The following is a 21,856-nucleotide window of genomic DNA, read 5'->3' as shown; positions in this document are numbered from 1 at the left end:
TTCACTCCTTTTAAAGGCTAATCATAATTTCAAGCAAAATGAATAATAGAATCCTCTAAATGTAATCTTGAGCGTGCATTTAAAAGTTTTTTCGTATATTCATGCTGTGGCTCATCAAATAGCTGAAACACATCCGCTTTTTCTACAATTCTGCCATTCTGCATAACGGCTACTTCATCTGCCATTTCAGAAATAACGCCGAGATCATGGGATATTAATAAAATGGCTGAATCATATTCAGAGCGAATTTTATCTAAGTGGCGCAGCACTTTCTTCTGATTATTTACATCAAGTGCGGTTGTTGGTTCATCCGCAATAATAACAGCTGGATGTAAGCATGCTGCAATAGCGATCATCACCCGCTGAAGCATACCCCCACTCAATTGAAAGGGATAGTATTTTAAAAGTTTAACAGGCTCTGGTAAGTTCACATGATGCATCGCCTCAATGGCAAGCTCTGTTGCTTGTTTTTTATTACAAGGTGTATGTGAGCGAATCGTTTCGATAAATTGATGACCTATAGTAAAAACTGGTGTAAAAGCATTCATCGGATTTTGCATAATAAACGCTATATCCTTGCCACGGATCTTACGCATTTCTTTATTGTCTAAATCGTTCAATTCACGTCCTTGTAATACTATACTACCTTCAGTGGTTGTCGTTTTCTGATCAAGAAGCTGAAGAATGGACATACTTGTAACAGTTTTACCGCATCCACTTTCTCCAACAATACCAAGTACCCTACCACGCTTAAGCTCAAAGTTTATATCTTTGACGATGGTGGTAGTACTATTTTTTGTTTTTACCTTTACATGTAAATCTCTAACTTGTAGCACACTCGACTGTTCTGTTTCCAATACTCTCATTCCCTTTTAAAATCGACGTTTGACACCATAACGTTCTGATAAGGCTTCGCCCAATAAATTGAATGTTATAATAACGATCATAATGATCAAACCCGGATAAAGCATTAATTCTGGATTCGTCCGAATATACGATTTTCCTTCATGAATCATTGCTCCCCATTCAGGTGTAGGGGGTTGTACTCCTAATCCTAGAAACGACATCGCAGATATATCCATAATCGCCCAGCCCATTTCTAATGTACCCATGACGACAAGGGGCGGGAGTACATTTGGAACAATATGATTTTTAATAATCTTCCATTGAGAAGATCCACTTATTTTCGCAGCTGCAATAAAGTTTTGTTCTTTCAGACTAAGAACCATTCCTCGGAACATTCTTGCGTAGTAGACCCATTGCACAAGCATTAACGCGATAATTACTTGCGTAAGTCCAGGTCCAAATATACCAACAAGTCCAAGAATAAGGATAAGACTTGGGAAAGCCATGACACCATCGCAAAACCGCATTAAAACTTGATCAACAATGCCGCCCTTGTACCCTGAAAAGGTGCCAACAAGTAAACCAATAAGGATGGATGTAATGAAGATAAGCATCGCGAAGCCTAAAGAAAGGCGTGCCCCATATAAAATCCGTGAAAGGTTACATCTTCCTAAATGATCTGTTCCTAACGGATAAGCCCAAGATGGCGGCTGAAGTTTATAAGCTAAGTTGACCGCAATTGGATCATTTGGTGCAATCCATGGCGCAAAGATCGCAATGATCACAAGAATACTTAATATAATCGTACATATCGGAATGACTTTTTGATTTCTGAATATCTTAGGTATGCTTATGATCATTGCCGGTGCCCTTCTTTCCTGGAAATACGCGGGTCAATATACATTTGAATTAAATCAACAAGTAAGTTACTTATAATAAATAAGGTGGCTGCAATCAGCACATAGCATTGAATGACCGGAATATCACGATTAAATATTGCTTCAATAAAATAACGACCAAACCCTGGCCAAGAAAAAACAGCTTCAACGATGATGGTTCCAGTCAGTAATTTCCCAAGATTCATCCCAAGTCCAGTAATCATCGGGGAAATAGCAATCCGTAAGACATGCTTGGCCATAATCGTTATTTCGTTAATTCCTCTTGTCCTGGCAAATAGCACATATGGCTGTTGCAAATTATCAAGAACACTTGCACGTAATAATCTTGTATAGATGGAAATTAAAGGAAGTGCCAGTGTAACAGAAGGCAGAACAAGATGCTGCCATGTCCCAATTCCTTCTACTGGAAAAAGGTCCAGTTTAACAGAAAAGAAAAAAATTAAAAGATAACCGAGCCAAAAGGAAGGAATCGATGCCCCTAAAAACGAGAGAATCCGGCTAAAATGGTCGATTAGGCTATTTTTCTTTACTCCAGCAAGGAAGCCTAGCGGGATACTCACTAGTACAGCTATAACGATACTTCCTAAAGCAAGCTGGAAGGTAGCTGGTATTCTCGTCATAACCTCATCCAAAACTGGCTTATTCGAAAGATAAGATATGCCAAAATCAAGTTGGCATATCTTCATAATTGAGCTTACATATTGGTTGATGAATGGTTGATCTAAACCAAACTCCTGTCTTTTTTGTTCCAAAATTTCATCGGTCGGTTGAATATGGGCGGCTGCTAAGTAGGCCTCAGCCGGGTCTACCGGTGAAAGGTGAATCATTCCAGTTGTAAGAAGTGTAGCTAAGAGAAAAACCGGAATAATCGATATCATTCGTTTGAAAATATAGGTGCCCATAAAAACCTCCTGCTACTTACTGCTCAATGCTAATTCCCGTGAATGGATGTTCGTCACGATTAGCAGGGAAAGTAAAATTAGTAACATCCTTCTGATAAATGGCTGTTTTCTTAACATAAGAGATCGGAATAATTGCTCCCTGATCTTGGATTGATGTTAAGATCGACGAGTAAAGCTGTTGGCGTTTTTCCTCATCTGTCGTTTTTGGAACCTCTGCGATTTGTTTAAGTAATTCGGCTTTGTTCGGATATGCTGATATTGCCTCATTAAATCCAAATCCTTCTGACAAAACAATGTTTAAGAACGTATGAGGATCATAAGGAGCTCCATAGTTACTAAAGAAATTAATATCAAATTTATTATCTTTAAAGCGCTGAATTTGCTCCGTTAATTCAACTCCAACAATGTTTAATTTCACACCAATGGCTCCCCACTCAGCTTGAAGCGTTTCTGCCATTGTTTTTTGAATCGATTCTGCTGAATCATACATTAAATCGACTTCAAGAGACTGTCCATCTTTTTCACGAACCGCTTTTCCTTTAGGAAGCGTCCATCCTGCTTCATCTAATAACGATTTCGCCTTTTCTACATCATAATCAATGACCTTAGCGTCATTACCTTTCGTGTAAGGGAGGTTTGTGGGTAAAATATAATCTGCTTTTTCCTCATAACCAGATGTAATTCCTTCAACAAGTACTTCTTTATTAAAACCATAATGTAACGCTTGACGTACCCGTTCATCGGAAAGCTGTTCTTTCGTTGAATTGATGACTAGCTGTCTTGTTGCAACTGGTTCTGAAATGCTCGTTTCATAATCTCCCGTAGACTCCAATTGTTTGAAAGCATCTAAACTGATCACACCTTCTCCATAAATAAGGTCTAGTTCACCTTTTTCAAAAGCAAGTACCCTTGTTTCTGCATCAGGAATGATTTTCACTTTTATTTTCTCTGCTTTGGGAAGCTCACCCCAATAATTTTCATTGCGTTTGTAAATAGCATATTCATCAACTTTATGCTCTTCTAAAATCCATGGACCTGTACCGACTGGTTCAACAACACCTTTTGAAGTATCACCATCTTCAGGAAATCCAGCTTCACCTAAGAAACGAACTGGTCGAACAACAGCTAACTCCTGAATCGTTGGATAATAAGGTTCAGTTAATGTCAGTTTAAACGTATTTTCGTCGATTACATCTGTTTGATCTATTTTCGAAATAAAACCTAACCAACTATGTAGTTCAACATTATTTAAAATAGTATCAAAATTCTTTTTCACAATTTCTGCATTAAAGCTTGTCCCGTCGGAAAATTTCACATCTTGACGTAGATGAAAGGTATATTCCTTACCGTCGTCTGAAATATCCCACGACTCTGCTAGATGCGGTTTTAGCTCCCCTCCATCTTGGTAGCTTACTAACGGTTCATAAACCATCGACTGTGCAAATAATTGTGAAGGATTATAAACATGAGGATTCATTTCTCCTACATCTCTCGGCCAAGCCATCGTTAGCATGTTGTCCTGATCGCCTTTTGGCGCTGAGACATTACTGGCATTTGTACAACCAAATAATAGTGTTGATAATAATAAAATAAGTACAGTTATAAGCAAAGTTTTGCGGCTATTTCTTTCATTAAACATAATGTCTTTCCTCCAGGTTGCTAATGATAATCATTTTCAATTGTAATGAGATTGCATGATGCTGTCAATACAATGTCGGAAGTTTTTGAAAATTATTTTATACTATTCAGCTCCAAATGCTATAAACCTCAGCAAGCGTTGAAGGAGTATAAGTATAAATAAAAAAGACCCCAAACCAAAAGGTCTGAGAGCCTTGAACGTAATATTAATGTTTTGAGAACTGAGGTGCACGACGAGCGCCTTTAAGACCGTATTTTTTACATTCTTTTTCGATGTGTTTTCAACCCATTTAACGAAACATCAAAATCCTTTATTAATAAGGATTTAATACTTTTTCAATTTCAATTGATTTCATTAAAATGCATCAAAGGGTATTCAAAAAATCATATGCTGACAGGCAATATATATTTCATGACGCTACCCCAAAAGGTATAAATTATTATTAAATATTCGTTAATCTATTCTTTATTAGAGCTTTATCTAATTCACGTACTTTATCATATGACTTTAACAGTGGCTCAGGGATCAATGTTCTCCCGTAATCCCAAGCATTCGTTTCTATTTTAGATTTAAGCTTTTCTATTTCTTCTTCGTCACCATACATTAGAGTCCTTAAATCATGTTTGTTTTTCTTAAAATCTAAGTAATAACCAATCACATGATAAAGAAGAATTTTAACAAAGTTTTCATCTGTCTCTTTAATTCTAATTTTACTGATATAACCGTTAACTTGAAGATAATTAAATTTTATAGTATTTGTCGATACGTTATAACTCATAGGTACCGTGAGATTATTATTAAATTCATAGTTAATATTTAAATTGTGCTTATCTAATGTATCTTTAATGATCTTCTCAATATTCCATGTATAAAGCATTTTCTATCACTTCCCTTAAAGTGTATAAAACACCTGTCATTTTACCTTTATGTGCATCTAACACTACTTCAAATTCTCCGTAGTAAATAAGAATGTCTTCATTTAACTTCTAATACTTTCCATATGTCTACCACAATATTTAATTTCTATTAGTATTACTAATACAATACTAAGGAGCAAATCAAATAACACCTTAAAATCATTTGTTTTAATTGATATATAATTCTAATTAATAATGTATCTTATGTGGGGATCTCCTCTTCTTATAAAAAAACGTTAAAGACTGAAATTCAAAACACAATTAAACAAAAAAAAGAGCCTTAAATAGGCACCTTATTTACGGAATATGGAGAAAAGCCCACCCCAATTCCCTTTAGGTTTTTGTATCGCTTCTTCTAAACGATTATTAAAATCATTTTGTGAACGCCATTCTTTTTTCTGTTCATCCCGCATATTTTGTATTTCTTTTTGTAAGAATTCACTTTTTTGTTTTTCTTGTTGCAGCAATGTTTCGTAATGGATCTTTTGTTGTTCAGTTAATTTTTCAATTTTAGCATGAGTTTTTTGCGATGAATTTCCAATACTAGAACTTATAACATGATGATCTTGCTGGAGCCGGGAAACCGTTGTTTTAAGCTCAGATATACCGTTTGTCAGTTGGACATTCATTTCACGTGTGGCTGCGAGTTCATTGGCCAAAAACGTTAAAAACTCTTTTAATTGATTGGGATCCTGAGGTAAATTGTCATATGTATCGGATATCGCAATCTCTGTTTCATTGGATCCTTCTAATCTTTCTTTTTGTTGGTACACAAGGTCTTTAGCTGTATTGTCTAGGGGCTTGTCCGTATCGCGTAACGCTATAAGTGCCTGGATGTCGGATTGAACAAAGATACGCCTATCGCCATCTTTTAAAAACTCATATCCATTTCTCTCTAAGATTTGGCCATACTTTCGAACAGTTGGTGTTGCAATCCCCACTTCTTCTGCCACTTCCTTGGAAGAGAAAGCTCGTTCATTTGATTGTATATCATTTCGCATATCGGACCTCCTTTTCTATTAAATATGAAGGTTTTTTGATAAATTCGCAAGTTATATCACCCTGCGATACGAAACACTTATAACATGATGATCTTCTAAAGCCGAGAAAACGTTGTTTTAAGCTGTACCACACCGTCTTTTTAGGTTAAATTGTCATATGTACGGATATCGCAATCTCTGTTTCATTGGATCCTTCTATCTTTCTTTTTGTTGATACACAAGGTCTTTAGCTGTATCGTCTTGTATCGTCTAGGGGCTTGTCCGTATCGCGTAACGCTATAAACGCTTCGATGTCAGATTGAACAAAGATACCCATATCGCCATCTTTTAAAAACTTATATCCATTTCTCTCTTAGATTTGGCCATACTTTCGAACAATTTGTGTTGCAATCCCCACTTCTTCTGCCACTTCCTTAGAAGAGAAAGCTCGTTCATTTAATTGTATATCATTTCGCATAACGGATCTCGTTTTCTATTATATACGAAGGTTTATTGATTATTTTTCAAGTTATATCGCCCCGCGATACGAAACACTTTTCACATGATGATCTTGCTGGAGCCGGGAAAACTTTGTTTTAAGCTGAAAGTCAGTTGGATATTTATTTCATGTGGCTGCGAGTTCATTAGCTAAAAACGTTAAGAGCTTTATTAATGGATTGGGATTGTGGGGTAAATTTTCATATGTATCGCGTATCGTGTAACGCTATCTCTGTTTCATTGGTTCCATCTAATCTTACTTTTTGTTGATACACAAGGTCTTTAACTGTATTGCCTAGGGGCTTGTCCGTATCGCATAACGCTACAAGCGCTTCGATGTCGGATTGAACAAAGATAAGCATATCGCCCATCTTATAAAAAATCATTTACATTTCTTTCTTAGATTTGGCCACACTTTCGAACAGTGGGTGCTGCAATCCCCACTTCTTCTGTCACTTCCTTGGAAGAGAAAACTCATTTATTTGGTTGTATATCATATCGCATATCGGACCTCCTTTTCTATTTAATATGAAGATTTTATGATGAATTCTCAAGTTATATCGCTCAGTCATACAATACACAAAAAAAGCCGCTCTCCCTCTTCTTAACCAATTCTATTAAGGATGACGCTTGTTTTTGATCAAAGTTCTCAACTCCCATTTTATCAAGAGCTAATTAATGAAGAGAATGAAGCGGAAGAACGAAATTACTGGAAAAAGGATGAAATAAAGCGATTCTTAGCAATTACATAACTTTAATTGTCATTTCGTGATCAAATATTATTCCACCTTTTAATTTATACGAGTGCACGCAAAGGCGAAGTACTAGCTCTTACGTGGGATGATATAGATAGCGGGATCTATCCGATTTACAAAAACACTTTCTCATAATAAGGGTGAGCTTATACTTCAAACGACCAAAACGAAGGATTCTAGGCGTTTAATAAGTTTAGATGATAAAAACCCTATCTTCACTTAAAAATAGCGTGTACGGCAAATGTAAAGGGATTTAGCGCTAATGATAATTCATCAGTTAATAATAAAATGGTTTTTCGTGATGATGGTTCGTCTCTCCGATTGGCTTACCTAAATGAAAAACTGGATATTGTCATAAGAAATATAATCTAAATAGAATCACAATTCATGGTTTGCGACATATCCATGCTTCATTATTATTTGTAGCAGGAGCAAGTATAAAAGAAGTTCAAGAACGTTTAGGTCACTCAGATATACAAATAACCATGAATATATATACACATGTTACTGACCACTTAAAGGAACAGACAGCGGAAAAATTTCAAAGGTACATTGATCTGTGATAGTGGTCAAATGCACTTTTTGGGCATAAAAAAGACCCCCAAGCAAAAAGCTTGAGAGCCTTTGAAAAGTTGATAATTAACGTTTTGAGAACTGAGGTGCACGACGAGCGCCTTTAAGACCGTATTTTTTACGTTCTTTAATTTATAATATTTATATGAAGAAAAGTAAAACAAAACAATCTTTCTGAAGCCTGCAACAGCAGGCTCTTTTTCTTTATAAGTGAAAATGAATTAAATATCCTTCTATATGTTTTGTGGTCAAATTGTAGTCAAAGATTCATTTTCTATTCGATTATCCTGACACCAATAATATCCGACATTCCATCCGTAACACCTCTTTGTTTTCCGAAACTAACTGATACTTCCTTTCGAATTGGGTCTAAGTTTATGCGTCCAGTTTCTTTTATTGTAAACCCGTCCATCCATTAAGGTAATGACTACGGAAAGTTAAACCCACTCCATCGCATAACATATCCGCCGGTGAAACGTTCAGCATTTTTTACACATGGTTTTTCACCTGTTTTCTGCCTTTAACCATCTTTTTCTATGACAGGAAAGACAAGTATTCGTACTTTAAATAATTCCCATTTAAATTTTCTCTCATTATATCTTATAGTATGAAAGAAGTTTTACAATGTAAGAAAATTGTTATTAGTTTACATTGCAAATGATATTGAAAACATGTATAAAATCTCGCATGAATAAAAAAACGGACAAGTTTATCCCCCTTGGATTCCAAGGGGGGTGGTCAAATTCCTGAAAGAAGTTTTATGTTAATTAGAATTGTATAGATTATGCACTTCTCTATTAATAAAGTTAAAAGCTATTTTAAATCTTGTTTTCTATTTTTTTAACTTTCAGGGGGGAGTTGTATTCCATCAAGGACGGCTGCATGAAATTCTTTAACTCTGACTGAACACACACCAGTATTAGGGTTTGTGACTGGATACGCCACAATTACTATTTGCTCACCAGTGGTACTATCAAAATAGGTTCCATGGATAAAAATTTGGGTTCCTTTTGAAAAGTAGCCTTCTACATCTGCTGGAGCAACTATTGTCTTACTTACATATGGAGTATAATTTACTCTGTATTCATTTTCTGACCATTGCATATTAGGATAATTATTATACAGATTACTAGTATATCCATATACAGGTGTATATGGATATAAGTTTTGATACATACTTTAACCTCTTTTCTAATTTGGTTTTATTAGTTCCTTTCATCTATATGCAGTTAAATACCTAATTGAATAGGCAGTAATCTAGGCGGGATATTTTATTGCTGTGATTTGTGAAAAATCAACGATGTATAAAATCATGCATAAACAATAAAAACAAAAGACGCCAACCCCCTTGAGTACCAAGGGGGTTTTACATACTTACTTCCTGTGAAGTTGGCTTTATGTTGAAATGTATGATCTACACATTTCTCAAATATAAAGTTAAAAGGTTTTTTAACTAAATGGGTTGTATTCCATCAAGTTGAAGTGCTGAAAAAGTTCTAGATCTAACTGAAGACATACCAGTATTAGGGTTTTGGAATGGGTACACGACAATTACCATTTGTTGACCCTCGTTATCAAAGTAGGTTCGGTGAATAAAAATGCGGGTTCCTTTTGGAAAGTAGCCTTCTACATCTGCTGGAGCAGCCATTAACTTACCTACATGTTGAGTAAAATTTGTTAATCTGTATTCATTATTTGGCCATTGCATATTAGGATAATTATTATACAGATTACCAGTATATCCATATACAGGTGTATGTGGATAAAAGTTTTGATACATACTTTAACCTCTTTTCTAATTTGGTTTTATTAGTTCCTTTACTTTTATATGCAGTTAAATACCTATTTGTATAGGCAAGAAACCAGATCATGTATGCCCTTCATGAAGATGTAAATGATCCATTGATTTTGACAACGTTGGAAGCGTGGGAAGATCTAGAGGCACTGGAGCAGCACATTAAAAATGAACATGTCTGGAAACTGGTTTCGGATCTTAGGAAAATGCGTGAAAGTACGGAAATCAATGTTTAAAAAGAAGTAAAATAAATAAGTGAGGACCAGTTCTACAATCTTAAAGGGATCAGTGATCATAACACTGGTCGCTTTTATTCATTTTTAATGGTGATAAAGCCAAAGGAAGTCCTGATGTTTAAACAATTGGTTTAATAGAGGCAGACTAGGATCATTTGCCAAAAAAACTTTAATGCTAAATAAGCAGTCAACATAAATACTGCAATCCGGGATTTCATATTAGAAATTGATGTTCGAAATTCTGTCCGAAGTATAGAAGAAAAGAGCTTGTAAATGGAGCCCATGAAGATTTAAATCTATCATTTTGGAAGTATCTAATAAAACTGAGCCGGAAGTGATTGAAATGGAAATTATACCTGATCATGTTAAGAAGAGTGTTAAGGTTCTTTCTTAGAAAAAATGTGGAGAAACGGTAAAAATCAGATACAGAAAAAATATAGACTGTTCATTTATACTTAAGTCAGGATAAGGATTTAGAAAAGCTGAAAGAAATTTGTTATTTTTACTAGAAAAAGGCTTGACCAATTTAAATGAAAGAAACGAAAGGCCTGCAGTAGGAGTTAGCTGCAGGCTTTTCGTTTTCTGGATCAGGGTACCACCCTGGAACAACTATAAAAGAATAAAATAGCCCGTGCGGACCACGGCATACATTGGTAGAAACACGTGAAACACCCTTTAAACCGTTGTTCTAGTAAGCCGAAACTCCAATACATAGCTAGCAAAATCTTCACCATCATGTTTTGCATCATACTGATTTTCCTGAACCCATGTGGCAGTTGCCTCACCAGGGTTTCCGCGTTTTTGTAAAGCTCGCTGGGTGACTGTTATCAGTACTTCGTTATCATCGGATTCGACAGGACCAAATTGACGCTTGGTTTCGTAAGGAAGAGGTTTCTTTGAATCCGTGTACTCCCAGGCCGTTAAGCCATCCAGATAAAAAATGTCGAGAGCGATGAGATCGGCGGGTGCCCAGACAGCCCACAATCCCATCGTAATCAAAGTAATGGCAGCAATATAAGCAAGAATTGCAATTGCGGCACTTACAGCTGCCTTTGCTGCTACAAGTCCAGCTTCTTTAAGGATTTCGGCAAGAGTTGTAACCAACCCAGGCCCCCCAAGCCCAAGAGTGACCTCCGCGACTGCTTTAAAGGCTTCAAAGTATGCGTTCCAGAAACCTTGGAGCTGTTCACTAGCGGCATCTTCGCTGTCAACTTCAAGGCCAACGAAAGCAATGGCTACAACACCGTTCAGCTGGAATGGACCGGGACCAAAGATATTGTGGTTGTAATTAGCAGATTCCCCTTCGTCCATATCCTCCCATGGTTCACGAGGAAATGGCTTTCGACTTATCTCTTCCACACGGAACGCTGTGCCTCCCTCTAAGTCAAGAGGGATTTTGTTTGGGACGATATGTCCGACAAAAGCATCCCACCAGATCTCATCGTCACCGCCGCCTGGGGTTTCCTTTATGCAGCGGCCGTGCTGGCTTCTTAAAAGAAAGTGTACATTCTCGTTTGGTTCAACCCTGAGCACAAGTCTATTGGACTCCCGAACAATAGGATTTTCCGGGGTAGAGGATGGATCTTTAACACTAATCCAAATATCGTATAGGCCTGGAGCAAGGGGCGAACCCGGCCGATCAGGATGTTCAGACGGAATGGGTACGTCAACCCAGTCAAACACTCGAAGATCGGCAATCACCTTACCTTGCTCGTCATGTACCGGTCTATTCCGATCACCCCATACAACGCATTCCAGGATGATAGGTGTTAACGGCGGATTATCTCTGGACTGAAGATGTACTTTGACTGAGGGTGTAATAAAATTGAACCCTCTTAATCGGATTGAGCCGCCGGCACGCTGTGAGGGAATCCGAAGGCAATCATTCAGAATATGATAATAGTTGCCGCCTTCGCATCCGGGACCAAATAATTGGCCCGGAGAACCCGGAGGAGGATGTACACGGTCGCAATGCGCTATAATTCCGCCTGATACATTCGTTTCGAAGCGGCATGTTTGAGCGAACTGATAGCCTTTCCAATCCACAGAATCCCCTGGTGCCGCTATAAAGCTTTCGGTATTGCCGAACTCGTTGGTGCTTGAACCATCCGGCCGAATGGCTGTTATCCAAGGCCGCGGATTCGGAGTGGTAACTTCTTCTCCTATTGCGGGAGGTCTGGTCCAAGGGCGCACCTGGCCGGGCCCCATATCACCGCCTGAACCGTTAAATAATTGCTGTCCGGCAAATTTAAGACCCAAATGCATCATTTTGGAAGCAAATTCAGCCTTCTCAAGCGGCCGATTGACTAGTTCGTTTGCCAGTTGATCATCGAAAAAACAATCACCAAGATTATTCCCCCGGAACTCGCTGTACCTCGCAAATCCGTGTGCCAATGCCTCCTGATTTTGTGAGCTAAGGCTGCCGAAGACCGTGTAAAGTTCTTCTTCGAATGTATTCCTGCTTGGTTCACCGTTCTCACGCCGCTGCCAAATAGCTGCTAATGCCGGCAGGATAGGCTCCTTGGTGCCAATCAATTGGCACAGATCCTCTACCTTTTGTGCAGGTGTTCGCTTTCGTTTTCTACCTAAAATTAAAATTCGGCCCTGTGCGCTTGCAAAATCAGCGAAGCGCGGATCCACAAAGATCTGACCGTCGACGTTTACGTTGAAGCCGAAATCTGCCAGTGTATCGATTGCCGGCAGAAAGCCATACCCTCCCGCCGGTATATAGGTTAAATCATGTCTACGGTCCCGCGAAAGGACTTCGCTGTTGCCCAGCATATTCCTCGGTATGAGATCGTGGGGAAGGGTACGACCATCGATTGTAACCTTATAACCGTAAATGGTGAGCGTCCGCCCGGTGCCTGAAGCAAATCCCGCATAGCGCGCTGCTACCATTACCTGACCGTCTACAGTCACCTTGAATTGAAAATCTGCCACGATTCCTGCCGCTGGTAGGAATCCATACCCTGCCGCTGGTATATAGGTGAACTCATTGGTATGCTCACGCGGCAGGATATCGCTGTTGCCCAGCATATTCAGCGGCAGAAGATCGTGGGAGAGAGCACGACCATCGATTGTGATTCGATAACCTGTAATAGTCAGCGTCCTTCCTCTGCCCACTGCGAATCCCGCATAGCGCTCATCTACCACTACCTTGCCGTCGGTAGTTACGTGGAATTGAAAATCTGCCACGATTCCTGCTGCCGGCTGGAAACCATATCCAGCCGCTGGTATATAGGTGAACTCATTCGTACGCTCACGCGGCAGGATATCGCTGTTGCCCAGCATGCTCACCGGCAAGAGATCATGGGAGAGAGCACGTCCATCAATTGTAATCCGGTACCCGTTAATAATCAGCGTACTCCTAAAGCTTCCGTTGACCTCCGAGAATCCCGCATAACGCTCATCTACCATTACCTGACCATCGACAGTTACGCCGAAATGGAAATCTGCTACGATTCCCGATGCCGGCTGGAAGCCATATCCCATCGCCGGGACAAGGGTTAGATCGTGGGTACGTTCTCGGGACAAAACATCCGCACCAGCTACCATTGGCAGGAGGTCGTGTGAGAGCGACCTCGCGTCGAGTGTTATACTGAAGCCCCGTACGATTAAAGTATTTGTGCCGCGACCGTCAAGGAATCCCTCGTATGTGTCGTCATAGTCAATCAGTCCGTCCGCAGTGACTTTGAATGTGAAATTAGCTGGCAAACCGGACTGCTGCAGAAAGCCGTACTCACCTGGCTCGAGCTGAATAGCCGGCGCAGCAGCACCCTCCATCAATACGGAAGGTACTCCAAGAATCAAGAACTGCGTGTACGTCAGACTGCTAGTGTCGATACGTATTTCCATCATTTTTTACCTCCGTAAGAAAAAGTACAAAGAAGAAACTTTGGCTAATTCTTCATGAGACACGTGTGGCAGTTTGTCAAGCTTATCGCCTCCATATTAAAGTGAAAAATACACACTACTATAGATAGTTAAAGTAAATGGGAATTATTCCCGGATTTATAAAGTAGAATCACAGAATTCTCGTTATACGAAAATTTAGATGTTTAGTTTTTAATAACCATGCTTCTCTTTTATTTGAAGCTGGTGCGAGTATAAAAGGGGTTCAGGAGCGTTTAGGACACTCTGACATTCAAATGACCATGAACATCTATACACACGTAACAGATACGTTAAAAGAACAAACCGCCAAAAAATTTGAAAGGTACATTGAATTATAATATGTGGTCAAAAATTTTTCGTGGTCAAAATGTGGTCAAAACCACTTTTTAAGAATAAAAAAGACCCTTTCCACTAAGTGAAAAGAGCCTTCGAAACGTTGATAATTAACGTTTTGAGAACTGAGGTGCACGACGAGCGCCTTTAAGACCGTATTTTTTACGTTCTTTCATACGAGCGTCACGAGTTAATAGACCTGCACGTTTAAGAGTTGCACGGTATTCTGGATCTGCTTCTAATAAAGCACGAGAAATACCATGACGGATAGCGCCAGCTTGACCTGTAGTTCCACCGCCTGAAACGTTAACAAGTACATCGTAGTTACCTACAGTTTCAGTTAAGTTTAATGGTTGCTTAATATCTTCGATTAATGCAGCTGATGGGATATAATCTTTAATTTCACGATTATTTACAACGATACGACCTTCGCCTGGTACTAAACGTACACGAGCTACTGAGCTTTTACGACGGCCAGTACCGTAATATTGAACCTGTGCCAAATTAATAACCTCCTTTATAATTATCCGCGAAGTTCGTAAACTTCAGGTTGTTGTGCTTGATGTTGATGCTCACTACCAGCATATACATGTAATTTTTTAGCCATTTGACGTCCTAAAGATCCTTTTGGAAGCATTCCCTTGATTGCTAATTCAAGCATTTTTTCAGGGTAGTTCGTACGCATTTCCAATGCAGTTCTTGATTTTAAACCACCAGGAAATTGACTATGACGGTAGTAAATTTTATCTGTTAATTTTTTACCTGTTAATTCAATTTTCTCAGCGTTGATAATGATCACATGATCTCCTGTATCAACATGTGGTGTATATGTTGGTTTATGCTTACCACGTAAGATAGATGCAATTTCACTTGAAAGACGACCTAAAGTCTTGCCTTCAGCATCCACTACGTACCATTTACGTTCGATAGTTCCAGCGTTTGCCATAAACGTTGTACGCATGTTTATTCCCTCCTAGTAAATTAAAATATATTGGTTCTTACTTCTATTTCATAACACGATAAGTTTCCGGGGCTTATTCGTGGGGTTGAAATACATACCATTAGATATGATATAACTTAAAGAGCATAATGTCAAGAAAATGTTACACCTGGTTTAGTTGTCATAATGAACTTTCCATAAATATAATCCATGACCAGGGACAGTTTTACCGCTTAAGCTCCTGTTACGCCCCTCAATTATTACAGGAATACTATTGGGATCTGTATAACCTTGCCCTACATCTAGCAATGTCCCTACTAGGATTCGTACCATATTATACAAAAAACCACTACCAATAAAACTAAAAATAATTTCTGAATCATCTTCAATAATCTCAATTGAATAGATCGTTCTTACTTTATCGTCTACCTCGGTTTTTGCCACACAGAAGCTTGTAAAATCATGTGTCCCACATAAATGGTTACAAGCTTGTCTAATCGCGCTCAAATCAAGCTTATACTGGTAATGGAAGCTATAATTTCTCTTAAAGACATCCTTCACCTTTTGTTGATTAATACGATAGCGATATTCCTTAGCAGTCGCATTAAAACGCGCATGGAAATCTGGATTTACATAGCTAGCTTCTATTATCACAACATCCTCAGGAAGTAAGCTATTCAAAGCATATGGCCACTTTTCCTCAGGGATGTTTAAACAGGAATCAAAATGAAATACTTGTCCATGAGCATGAACCCCTGCATCGGTTCTTCCTGATGCATGAACTTTTATAGGTTGTCCTTTATGGAGCTTTAGTAAAGCTTCTTCAATTTCGCCTTGAACCGTTCTTTTGTTTGGTTGGACCTGATATCCACTAAAATGTGTGCCGTCATAAGAAACAATACATTTTACTCTCATCTTCTGCTCCTATGTCCGTAAATAAATTAATACTAACCCTAAAGCGACTAGTAACGAAATTACTGAAGTGTCTAGAATGCCCCATTTTAACTGCCTCAGCTTAGTTCTGCCTTCTCCACCCTTATATCCTCTAGCTTCCATTGCTGTAGCAAGCTCCTCAGCCCGTTTAAATGCACTTATAAAGAGAGGAACTAGTAAAGGTACAACAGCCTTCAAACGGTCTTTAACGGGGCCGCTAGTGAAGTCTACGCCACGTGCCATCTGTGCCTTTAATATCTTATCTGTTTCTTCCATCAATGTCGGTATAAAACGTAATGAAATTGACATCATTAATGCAAGCTCGTGTACTGGCAACCCTAGTTTTTTAAGTGGAGCCAACAAGCTTTCCATTCCATCAGTAATTTCGATTGGTGTGGTTGTTAGTGTTAATATTGTTGTCATTAAAATCAAATATAAAAACCGTAGTGAAATATAAATCCCTTGTTTTAGTCCTTCTTCATATATACGAAAAAAACCTAAATCTAATAGGATTTCTCCTTCCTTTGTAACAAAAAGATGAAGAATAAACGTAAATAAAATGATCCATAATACAGGCTTAAGACCTTTTAGTAGAAAACTCACTGGTAATTTTGTGAGTGCCACTATAACCAATGTGAATATTCCGAGTACAAAGTAAGTTAAAAGATTATTCGCCAAAAATACAATAAAAACGAACACAAAAATCATCATTAATTTTGATCGTGGATCCATCCTATGAATAAGCGATTGACCAGGAACATATTTCCCTATAATAATACTATCCATCATAATGGGTTCACCTCACCCATTAAAGCCTTTATCTGAGCAACAGTATCATCAATTGTTAATGGAATCTCGTTAAATGATAAACCCCTATCGATTAATTGACGTTGAAGTTTAACTGTTTCAGGTAAATCCAGCCCTAGAGCTGACAACTTATCTGCTTTACTAAATATTTCTTTTGGAGTACCGTGCATTTCAATTGTTCCCTTATGCATAACAATGATCTCATCGGAATATTTAGCCGCATCCTCCATACTATGGGTAACAAGGATAATCGTTAGATTTTGCTCCTTTTGCAATCGATAGAATAGGTCCATAATCTCTTTTCTACCTCTAGGGTCCAGACCTGCAGTTGGCTCATCTAAGACAAGAACTTCAGGACCCATTGCCAATACACCGGCAATCGCAACCCTTCTCATTTGACCACCACTTAAATCAAAGGGTGATTTTTGCAGAATTGATTCTGGTAATCCAACAATTTCTAAAGTCTGTCGTGCTTTTATGATTGCAGCTTCTTCACTTACGCCAAAATTCATCGGGCCAAACGCAATATCCTTTTCAACTGTTTCTTCAAAAAGCTGATGCTCAGGAAACTGAAAAACAATCCCAACAAGGCTCCTTACTACCTTTAGATGCTTTTGTTTTTTTCCCGCCTCAATAATGTGTTCTCCAATTTGAATTGATCCCTTTGTAGGCTTTAATAGTCCATTCAAATGCTGAAGAATCGTTGACTTACCAGAACCAGTATGTCCAATGATCGATAAATACGTTCCCTTCTTAACCGATAGATTTACATCATAGAGAGCAAGTCTTTCAAATGGTGTTCGAGCCTGATAACGATATTCTAAGTTTTTGATTGTAATGTCCAAAGCTCATTCACCAGACCTTCCTCAGTTAAATGGTTGTTTTGAATAGGAACTCCTGCAGCTCTTAATTTCTTGCTTAACTGAAAAGGGAAAGGTAAATCTAGACCAATCTCTACAAGCTTATCATCAAGCATAAAAACCTCTTCAGGTGTACCTTCTGCGAACTTGTGTCCACCATTCATAACAATCATTCTATCAGCTTTTGATGCTTCTTCTAAGTCATGAGTAATTGATATAACAGTTAGATCTCCCTGATTATTTAACTCACGTACTGTTTGTATAACTTCACTTCTACCAAGTGGGTCTAACATAGATGTTGCTTCATCTAAAATGATGATGTCAGGTTGAACAGCAATTACCCCGGCAATCGCTACACGTTGTTTTTGCCCCCCTGAAAGATGATGTGGTTCATTCTCAAGAAAAGCGTCCATTTTCACCTGCTTAGTAGACCACTCAATTCTATTAACCATCTCATCTCGTGGTACACCATTATTCTCCAGACCAAAGGCAACATCGTCCTTAACGGTTGCACCAACAAACTGATTATCTGGATTTTGAAAAACCATGCCAACATGATTTCTAATGTCCCAAATCGTTTTATCAGATAGTTCAATCCCACAGACTTTAACCTTACCCTTATCAGGTATATATAGCCCGTTTAAAATACGTGCTAAAGTAGATTTACCAGAACCATTATGCCCAACAATAGCAAGCCACTCACCCTGTTTAACATTAAGCGAAACATTTTCTAGGGCAGGAGCAGCTTCCTGATGATAATGGAAGGTTACATTTTCTACATCTATGATTGTTTGACTCATTGCTCGTCTCCCCTAAACTCTTTCATACTAATATAAGCGCAAGCGCCTTACTCAGCCTCTATCAAAATAGACGACGTGAATAGAAGATTCGCGGCATGTTTCCCCCAATCCTATTCACGCGTCCTAAAGAGCTAGGCGCCTAAGCTAAGCACTGAAACTATGAATTAGAATGTAATTCTAATCCTATAAAAAAAGGGCATTGATCCAGTTTTGCAACTGTCACGCCCTTGTAGTAAAAAAGTAATATTAAACTAATTCAATGATAACCATTGGTGCACCGTCACCGCGGCGAGGTCCAAGTTTCATGATACGAGTGTAACCGCCTTGACGATCTTCGTATCGTGGAGCAATATCACTGAAAAGCTTTTCTAAAGCATATTTTGGTTTTTCCTTCTCTTTACCTTCTTCAGTTGTAGTAGTTACAACCTCTGCCACTTCGTTACGTACATAAGAAGCAGCTTGACGGCGAGCATGAAGATCTCCGCGCTTTCCTAATGTAATCATCTTTTCAACAGTAGAACGTAATTCTTTCGCACGAGCTTCAGTTGTTTCGATGCGCTCACTGATAATTAAATCAGTTGTTAAGTCACGTAGCATAGCTTTACGTTGAGCACTAGTACGACCTAATTTTCTGTATGACATGTGATGTCCCCTCCTTCGTTGTATAATGTATGTTTTTTAGAACATGTTAATATAACGTGATAGAAACAAATGATCTATTGAAACATACGAAAACGCTAGTTAATTTTCTAACTAGTCGTCAGTCGTCTTTTCGAAGACCTAAACCTAGTTCTTCTAATTTTGCCTTAACTTCTTCAAGAGATTTACGACCTAGATTACGAACCTTCATCATATCTTCTTCTGTTTTATGAGCAAGCTCTTGTACTGTATTAATACCAGCACGTTTTAAACAGTTGTAAGAACGAACAGACAAGTCTAGTTCTTCAATCGTCATCTCAAGAACTTTTTCTTTTTGATCCTCTTCTTTTTCCACCATAATTTCTGCATTTTGAGCTTCATCAGTAAGCCCAACAAAAATATTTAAGTGTTCTGTGAGAATCTTTGAACCTAAAGCAATTGCTTCTTTCGGTCCAGTACTACCATCTGTCCAAACATCAAGTGTCAGCTTATCATAGTTAGCAATTTGACCAACGCGTGTTTTCTCTACCTGGTAGGAAACACGTGCAACTGGTGTGAAGATTGAATCAATTGGAATAACTCCAATTGGTTGATCCTCTCTTTTGTTTGAATCAGCTGGAGTATAACCACGTCCACGCTTAGCTGTTAGTCTCATTCTAAAGCTAGCATCTGATGCAAGAGTTGCAATATGAAGTTCTGGATTTAGAATTTCTACATCACTATCATGAGTAATGTCAGAAGCTGTTACACTTCCTTCGCCTTGAACATCAATCTCAAGCGTCTTTTCTTCATCTGAATAGATTTTAAGAGCAAGCTTTTTAATGTTTAAGATAATCGAAGTAACATCTTCAACAACACCTTCGATCGTTGAAAACTCATGAAGTACGCCATCTATTTGGATCGATGTTACAGCGGCACCAGGGAGTGAGGATAAGAGGATACGACGTAAGGAGTTACCCAAAGTAGTACCATATCCACGCTCAAGTGGCTCGACGACGAATTTACCATATTTGGTATCATCGTTGATTTCAACCGTTTCGATTTTTGGTTTTTCAATTTCTATCATCTATAAACCCTCCTTCAAAACGTCGAAACCCCGGCTAGACTAGAAATTTGATAAAACGTCTAACCGAAATTCCCCATTCAAAAGTTCCCGAATGTGCACAACAACAAAGTGATTCTGCTAGAACTTATATACTGTATCATAACCCATTATAGACAGAGATACAAAATCTATACAGAAAATTTACACACGACGACGTTTTGGCGGACGGCATCCATTATGTGGAACTGGTGTAACATCTCTAATAGCAGTTACTTCTAAACCTGCAGCTTGAAGTGAGCGAATTGCTGCTTCACGTCCTGCACCTGGTCCTTTAACTGTAACTTCTAGTGTTTTTAAACCATGCTCCTGTGATGCTTTTGCTGCTGTTTCAGCAGCCATTTGTGCAGCGAAAGGAGTAGATTTACGAGAACCTCTAAAACCTAACGCACCAGCACTAGACCATGAAATTGCATTACCATGAGTGTCTGTAATAGTAACAATCGTGTTATTGAAAGTTGAACGAATATGAGCGATTCCACTCTCAATATTCTTTTTCACACGACGTTTACGAGTGTTCGTTTTACGTGCCATTACTGGTTAACCTCCTTTACATTATTTTTTCTTGTTTGCAACAGTACGACGTGGTCCTTTACGCGTACGAGCATTATTTTTCGTGTTTTGTCCACGAACTGGTAAGCCACGACGGTGACGAAGACCGCGGAATGAACCGATCTCGATTAGACGTTTAATGTTTAAAGAGATTTCACGACGAAGATCTCCTTCAACTTTAAGCTTATCGATTACATCACGAATTTTTCCTAACTCTTCTTCCGTTAAATCACGTACACGAGTATCTTCAGAAACTCCAGCTTGTGCTAGAACTTTCTCAGCAGTTGGACGTCCGATACCGAAGATATATGTTAATGAAATGACAACACGTTTGTCACGAGGAATATCAACACCTGCAATACGAGCCATTAAGCTTGCACCTCCTTATAGATTAACCTTGTTTTTGCTTATGTTTAGGATTCTCACAAATAACCATGACTTTGCCTTTTCTGCGAATGACTTTACACTTTTCACAAATCGGTTTAACAGATGGTCTGACTTTCATGATCTTAATACCTCCTTAGTAGTACGGAGTGCTAAATTATTTAAAACGGTACGTAATTCTTCCACGAGTTAAATCATATGGAGATAATTCTACCGTTACTTTGTCTCCAGGTAAAATACGAATGAAATGCATGCGAATCTTTCCAGAAACATGCGCTAATACCGTATGACCGTTCTCAAGTTCTACCTTGAACATTGCATTTGGCAATGTTTCAATGACAGTGCCTTCTACTTCAATTACATCGTCTTTCGCCATCGAACTGTTCTCCCTTCTCAAAATCAGTAACTTGCTCATTGACAAACTTAATGTTGAACTTCCATTTGTCACACGACCTGTTTCCACTATACTGTTCTGAACTTCCGGAGATACTCAGGTAAAGAATTCTAGATGATGAACATTCTTCTACTTGGAGAGTCAAATTATCACTTCTCTCCATAAGCATTTTAAACGA

Annotated in this window: 24 protein-coding genes and 3 pseudogenes; 3 read left to right on the top strand and 24 right to left on the bottom strand. The window is 38.5% G+C overall.

Translation table 11 applies throughout. The features are described from left to right. Positions 1–29 precede the first annotated feature (29 nt). From nikD to HUW50_RS10120, 7 genes are all read right to left on the bottom strand, one after another. Positions 30–866: a nickel import ATP-binding protein NikD gene (gene nikD, locus HUW50_RS10145; protein WP_396652611.1), complete on the bottom strand. Its 837-nt coding sequence runs from the start codon at positions 864–866 to the stop codon at positions 30–32. 6 nt (positions 867–872) lie between these two features. Further along, positions 873–1,706 (bottom strand): nickel ABC transporter permease subunit NikC, encoded by an 834-nt coding sequence (gene nikC / locus HUW50_RS10140; protein WP_185653874.1) that lies wholly within the window; start codon positions 1,704–1,706, stop codon positions 873–875. Beyond that, on the bottom strand, positions 1,703–2,647 hold the full coding sequence (gene nikB / locus HUW50_RS10135; RefSeq protein ID WP_185653873.1) for a nickel ABC transporter permease subunit NikB: 945 nt from the start codon (positions 2,645–2,647) through the stop codon (positions 1,703–1,705). Before nikB ends, nikC begins: the two co-directional genes overlap by 4 nt. A gap of 16 nt (positions 2,648–2,663) precedes the next feature. After that, on the bottom strand, positions 2,664–4,286 hold the full coding sequence (nikA, locus tag HUW50_RS10130; protein ID WP_185653872.1) for a nickel ABC transporter substrate-binding protein: 1,623 nt from the start codon (positions 4,284–4,286) through the stop codon (positions 2,664–2,666). Positions 4,287–4,491: 205 nt separating this feature from the next. Further along, positions 4,492–4,560 (bottom strand): 30S ribosomal protein S9, encoded by a 69-nt coding sequence (gene rpsI, locus HUW50_RS27520; protein ID WP_396652626.1) that lies wholly within the window; start codon positions 4,558–4,560, stop codon positions 4,492–4,494. Between the two features lie 168 nt (positions 4,561–4,728). Next, positions 4,729–5,163: a hypothetical protein gene (locus HUW50_RS10125; protein WP_066330389.1), complete on the bottom strand. Its 435-nt coding sequence runs from the start codon at positions 5,161–5,163 to the stop codon at positions 4,729–4,731. Between the two features lie 333 nt (positions 5,164–5,496). Next, entirely contained in the window at positions 5,497–6,204 is a 708-nt protein-coding gene (locus tag HUW50_RS10120) for a hypothetical protein (protein WP_185653871.1), read from the bottom strand. Between the two features lie 1,624 nt (positions 6,205–7,828). Between HUW50_RS10120 and HUW50_RS27050 the strand changes: the two genes are divergently transcribed. Continuing rightward, complete coding sequence (locus HUW50_RS27050; protein ID WP_232329009.1) at positions 7,829–7,999, top strand: tyrosine-type recombinase/integrase; 171 nt, start codon at positions 7,829–7,831, stop codon at positions 7,997–7,999. A 76-nt stretch (positions 8,000–8,075) separates the two neighbouring features. Here HUW50_RS27050 and rpsI (HUW50_RS10110) read toward each other — a convergent pair. The 3 genes and pseudogenes from rpsI (HUW50_RS10110) to HUW50_RS10100 form a co-directional block, all read right to left on the bottom strand. Beyond that, positions 8,076–8,141, bottom strand: a pseudogene (gene rpsI, locus HUW50_RS10110) (30S ribosomal protein S9); the annotation flags it as partial. A 708-nt stretch (positions 8,142–8,849) separates the two neighbouring features. Then, entirely contained in the window at positions 8,850–9,185 is a 336-nt protein-coding gene (locus tag HUW50_RS10105) for a hypothetical protein (RefSeq protein WP_066330392.1), read from the bottom strand. 277 nt (positions 9,186–9,462) lie between these two features. Continuing rightward, the gene (locus HUW50_RS10100; protein WP_066330393.1) at positions 9,463–9,789 is read right to left on the bottom strand and encodes a hypothetical protein; all 327 of its coding nucleotides are present in this window, start codon (positions 9,787–9,789) and stop codon (positions 9,463–9,465) included. An 89-nt stretch (positions 9,790–9,878) separates the two neighbouring features. Here HUW50_RS10100 and HUW50_RS27515 point away from each other — a divergent pair, with 89 nt between their 5' ends. Beyond that, positions 9,879–10,040, top strand: coding sequence for a putative quinol monooxygenase (locus HUW50_RS27515; RefSeq protein ID WP_157094359.1), 162 nt, complete (start codon positions 9,879–9,881; stop codon positions 10,038–10,040). 675 nt (positions 10,041–10,715) lie between these two features. Here HUW50_RS27515 and HUW50_RS10090 read toward each other — a convergent pair. After that, positions 10,716–13,898: a hypothetical protein gene (locus tag HUW50_RS10090; RefSeq protein WP_066330394.1), complete on the bottom strand. Its 3,183-nt coding sequence runs from the start codon at positions 13,896–13,898 to the stop codon at positions 10,716–10,718. Positions 13,899–14,107: 209 nt separating this feature from the next. On the opposite strand from HUW50_RS10090, the pseudogene HUW50_RS10085 reads away from it, so the two are divergent. Continuing rightward, positions 14,108–14,272 (top strand): annotated as a pseudogene (locus HUW50_RS10085) (tyrosine-type recombinase/integrase); the annotation flags it as partial. A 105-nt stretch (positions 14,273–14,377) separates the two neighbouring features. Here the strand turns inward: HUW50_RS10085 and rpsI (HUW50_RS10080) are convergent. From rpsI (HUW50_RS10080) to HUW50_RS27510, 13 genes and pseudogenes are all read right to left on the bottom strand, one after another. Continuing rightward, positions 14,378–14,770 carry a 30S ribosomal protein S9 gene (gene rpsI, locus HUW50_RS10080; protein ID WP_066330395.1) on the bottom strand — a complete coding sequence of 131 codons (393 nt, stop codon included), beginning with the start codon at positions 14,768–14,770 and terminating at the stop codon, positions 14,378–14,380. Between the two features lie 20 nt (positions 14,771–14,790). Continuing rightward, entirely contained in the window at positions 14,791–15,228 is a 438-nt protein-coding gene (gene rplM, locus HUW50_RS10075) for a 50S ribosomal protein L13 (protein ID WP_066330396.1), read from the bottom strand. A gap of 153 nt (positions 15,229–15,381) precedes the next feature. Then, the gene (gene truA / locus HUW50_RS10070; RefSeq protein ID WP_066330397.1) at positions 15,382–16,122 is read right to left on the bottom strand and encodes a tRNA pseudouridine(38-40) synthase TruA; all 741 of its coding nucleotides are present in this window, start codon (positions 16,120–16,122) and stop codon (positions 15,382–15,384) included. A gap of 9 nt (positions 16,123–16,131) precedes the next feature. Next, a complete protein-coding gene (locus HUW50_RS10065; RefSeq protein ID WP_066330398.1) occupies positions 16,132–16,929 on the bottom strand; it encodes an energy-coupling factor transporter transmembrane component T family protein in 798 nt (265 codons plus the stop codon). Continuing rightward, entirely contained in the window at positions 16,926–17,792 is an 867-nt protein-coding gene (locus HUW50_RS10060) for an energy-coupling factor ABC transporter ATP-binding protein (protein ID WP_185653870.1), read from the bottom strand. The genes HUW50_RS10065 and HUW50_RS10060 overlap by 4 nt, the downstream gene beginning before the upstream one ends. Then, on the bottom strand, positions 17,768–18,607 hold the full coding sequence (locus tag HUW50_RS10055) for an energy-coupling factor ABC transporter ATP-binding protein (RefSeq protein WP_066330400.1): 840 nt from the start codon (positions 18,605–18,607) through the stop codon (positions 17,768–17,770). The genes HUW50_RS10060 and HUW50_RS10055 overlap by 25 nt, the downstream gene beginning before the upstream one ends. 246 nt (positions 18,608–18,853) lie before the next feature. Next, positions 18,854–19,249: a 50S ribosomal protein L17 gene (gene rplQ, locus HUW50_RS10050; RefSeq protein ID WP_066330401.1), complete on the bottom strand. Its 396-nt coding sequence runs from the start codon at positions 19,247–19,249 to the stop codon at positions 18,854–18,856. A 118-nt stretch (positions 19,250–19,367) separates the two neighbouring features. Then, positions 19,368–20,312, bottom strand: a complete 945-nt coding sequence (locus HUW50_RS10045) for a DNA-directed RNA polymerase subunit alpha (protein WP_066330402.1) — start codon at positions 20,310–20,312, stop codon at positions 19,368–19,370. A gap of 180 nt (positions 20,313–20,492) precedes the next feature. Beyond that, complete coding sequence (gene rpsK, locus HUW50_RS10040) at positions 20,493–20,882, bottom strand: 30S ribosomal protein S11 (protein WP_066330403.1); 390 nt, start codon at positions 20,880–20,882, stop codon at positions 20,493–20,495. Between the two features lie 21 nt (positions 20,883–20,903). Then, positions 20,904–21,269 carry a 30S ribosomal protein S13 gene (gene rpsM / locus HUW50_RS10035; protein WP_066330404.1) on the bottom strand — a complete coding sequence of 122 codons (366 nt, stop codon included), beginning with the start codon at positions 21,267–21,269 and terminating at the stop codon, positions 20,904–20,906. Positions 21,270–21,291: 22 nt separating this feature from the next. Beyond that, positions 21,292–21,405 carry a 50S ribosomal protein L36 gene (gene rpmJ / locus HUW50_RS10030; RefSeq protein ID WP_003156543.1) on the bottom strand — a complete coding sequence of 38 codons (114 nt, stop codon included), beginning with the start codon at positions 21,403–21,405 and terminating at the stop codon, positions 21,292–21,294. A gap of 36 nt (positions 21,406–21,441) precedes the next feature. Beyond that, positions 21,442–21,660, bottom strand: a complete 219-nt coding sequence (infA, locus tag HUW50_RS10025; RefSeq protein WP_010191517.1) for a translation initiation factor IF-1 — start codon at positions 21,658–21,660, stop codon at positions 21,442–21,444. Then, positions 21,638–21,807, bottom strand: a pseudogene (locus HUW50_RS27510) (KOW domain-containing RNA-binding protein); the annotation flags it as partial. The pseudogene HUW50_RS27510 and the gene infA, both read right to left, overlap by 23 nt. Between the last annotated feature and the right edge of the window lie 49 nt (positions 21,808–21,856).

The sequence above is a fragment of the Metabacillus sp. KUDC1714 genome, from assembly GCF_014217835.1.
GTDB classification, from domain to species: Bacteria; Bacillota; Bacilli; order Bacillales; family Bacillaceae; genus Metabacillus; species Metabacillus rhizosphaerae.
This window is presented reverse-complemented; position numbering and strand designations above follow the sequence as displayed.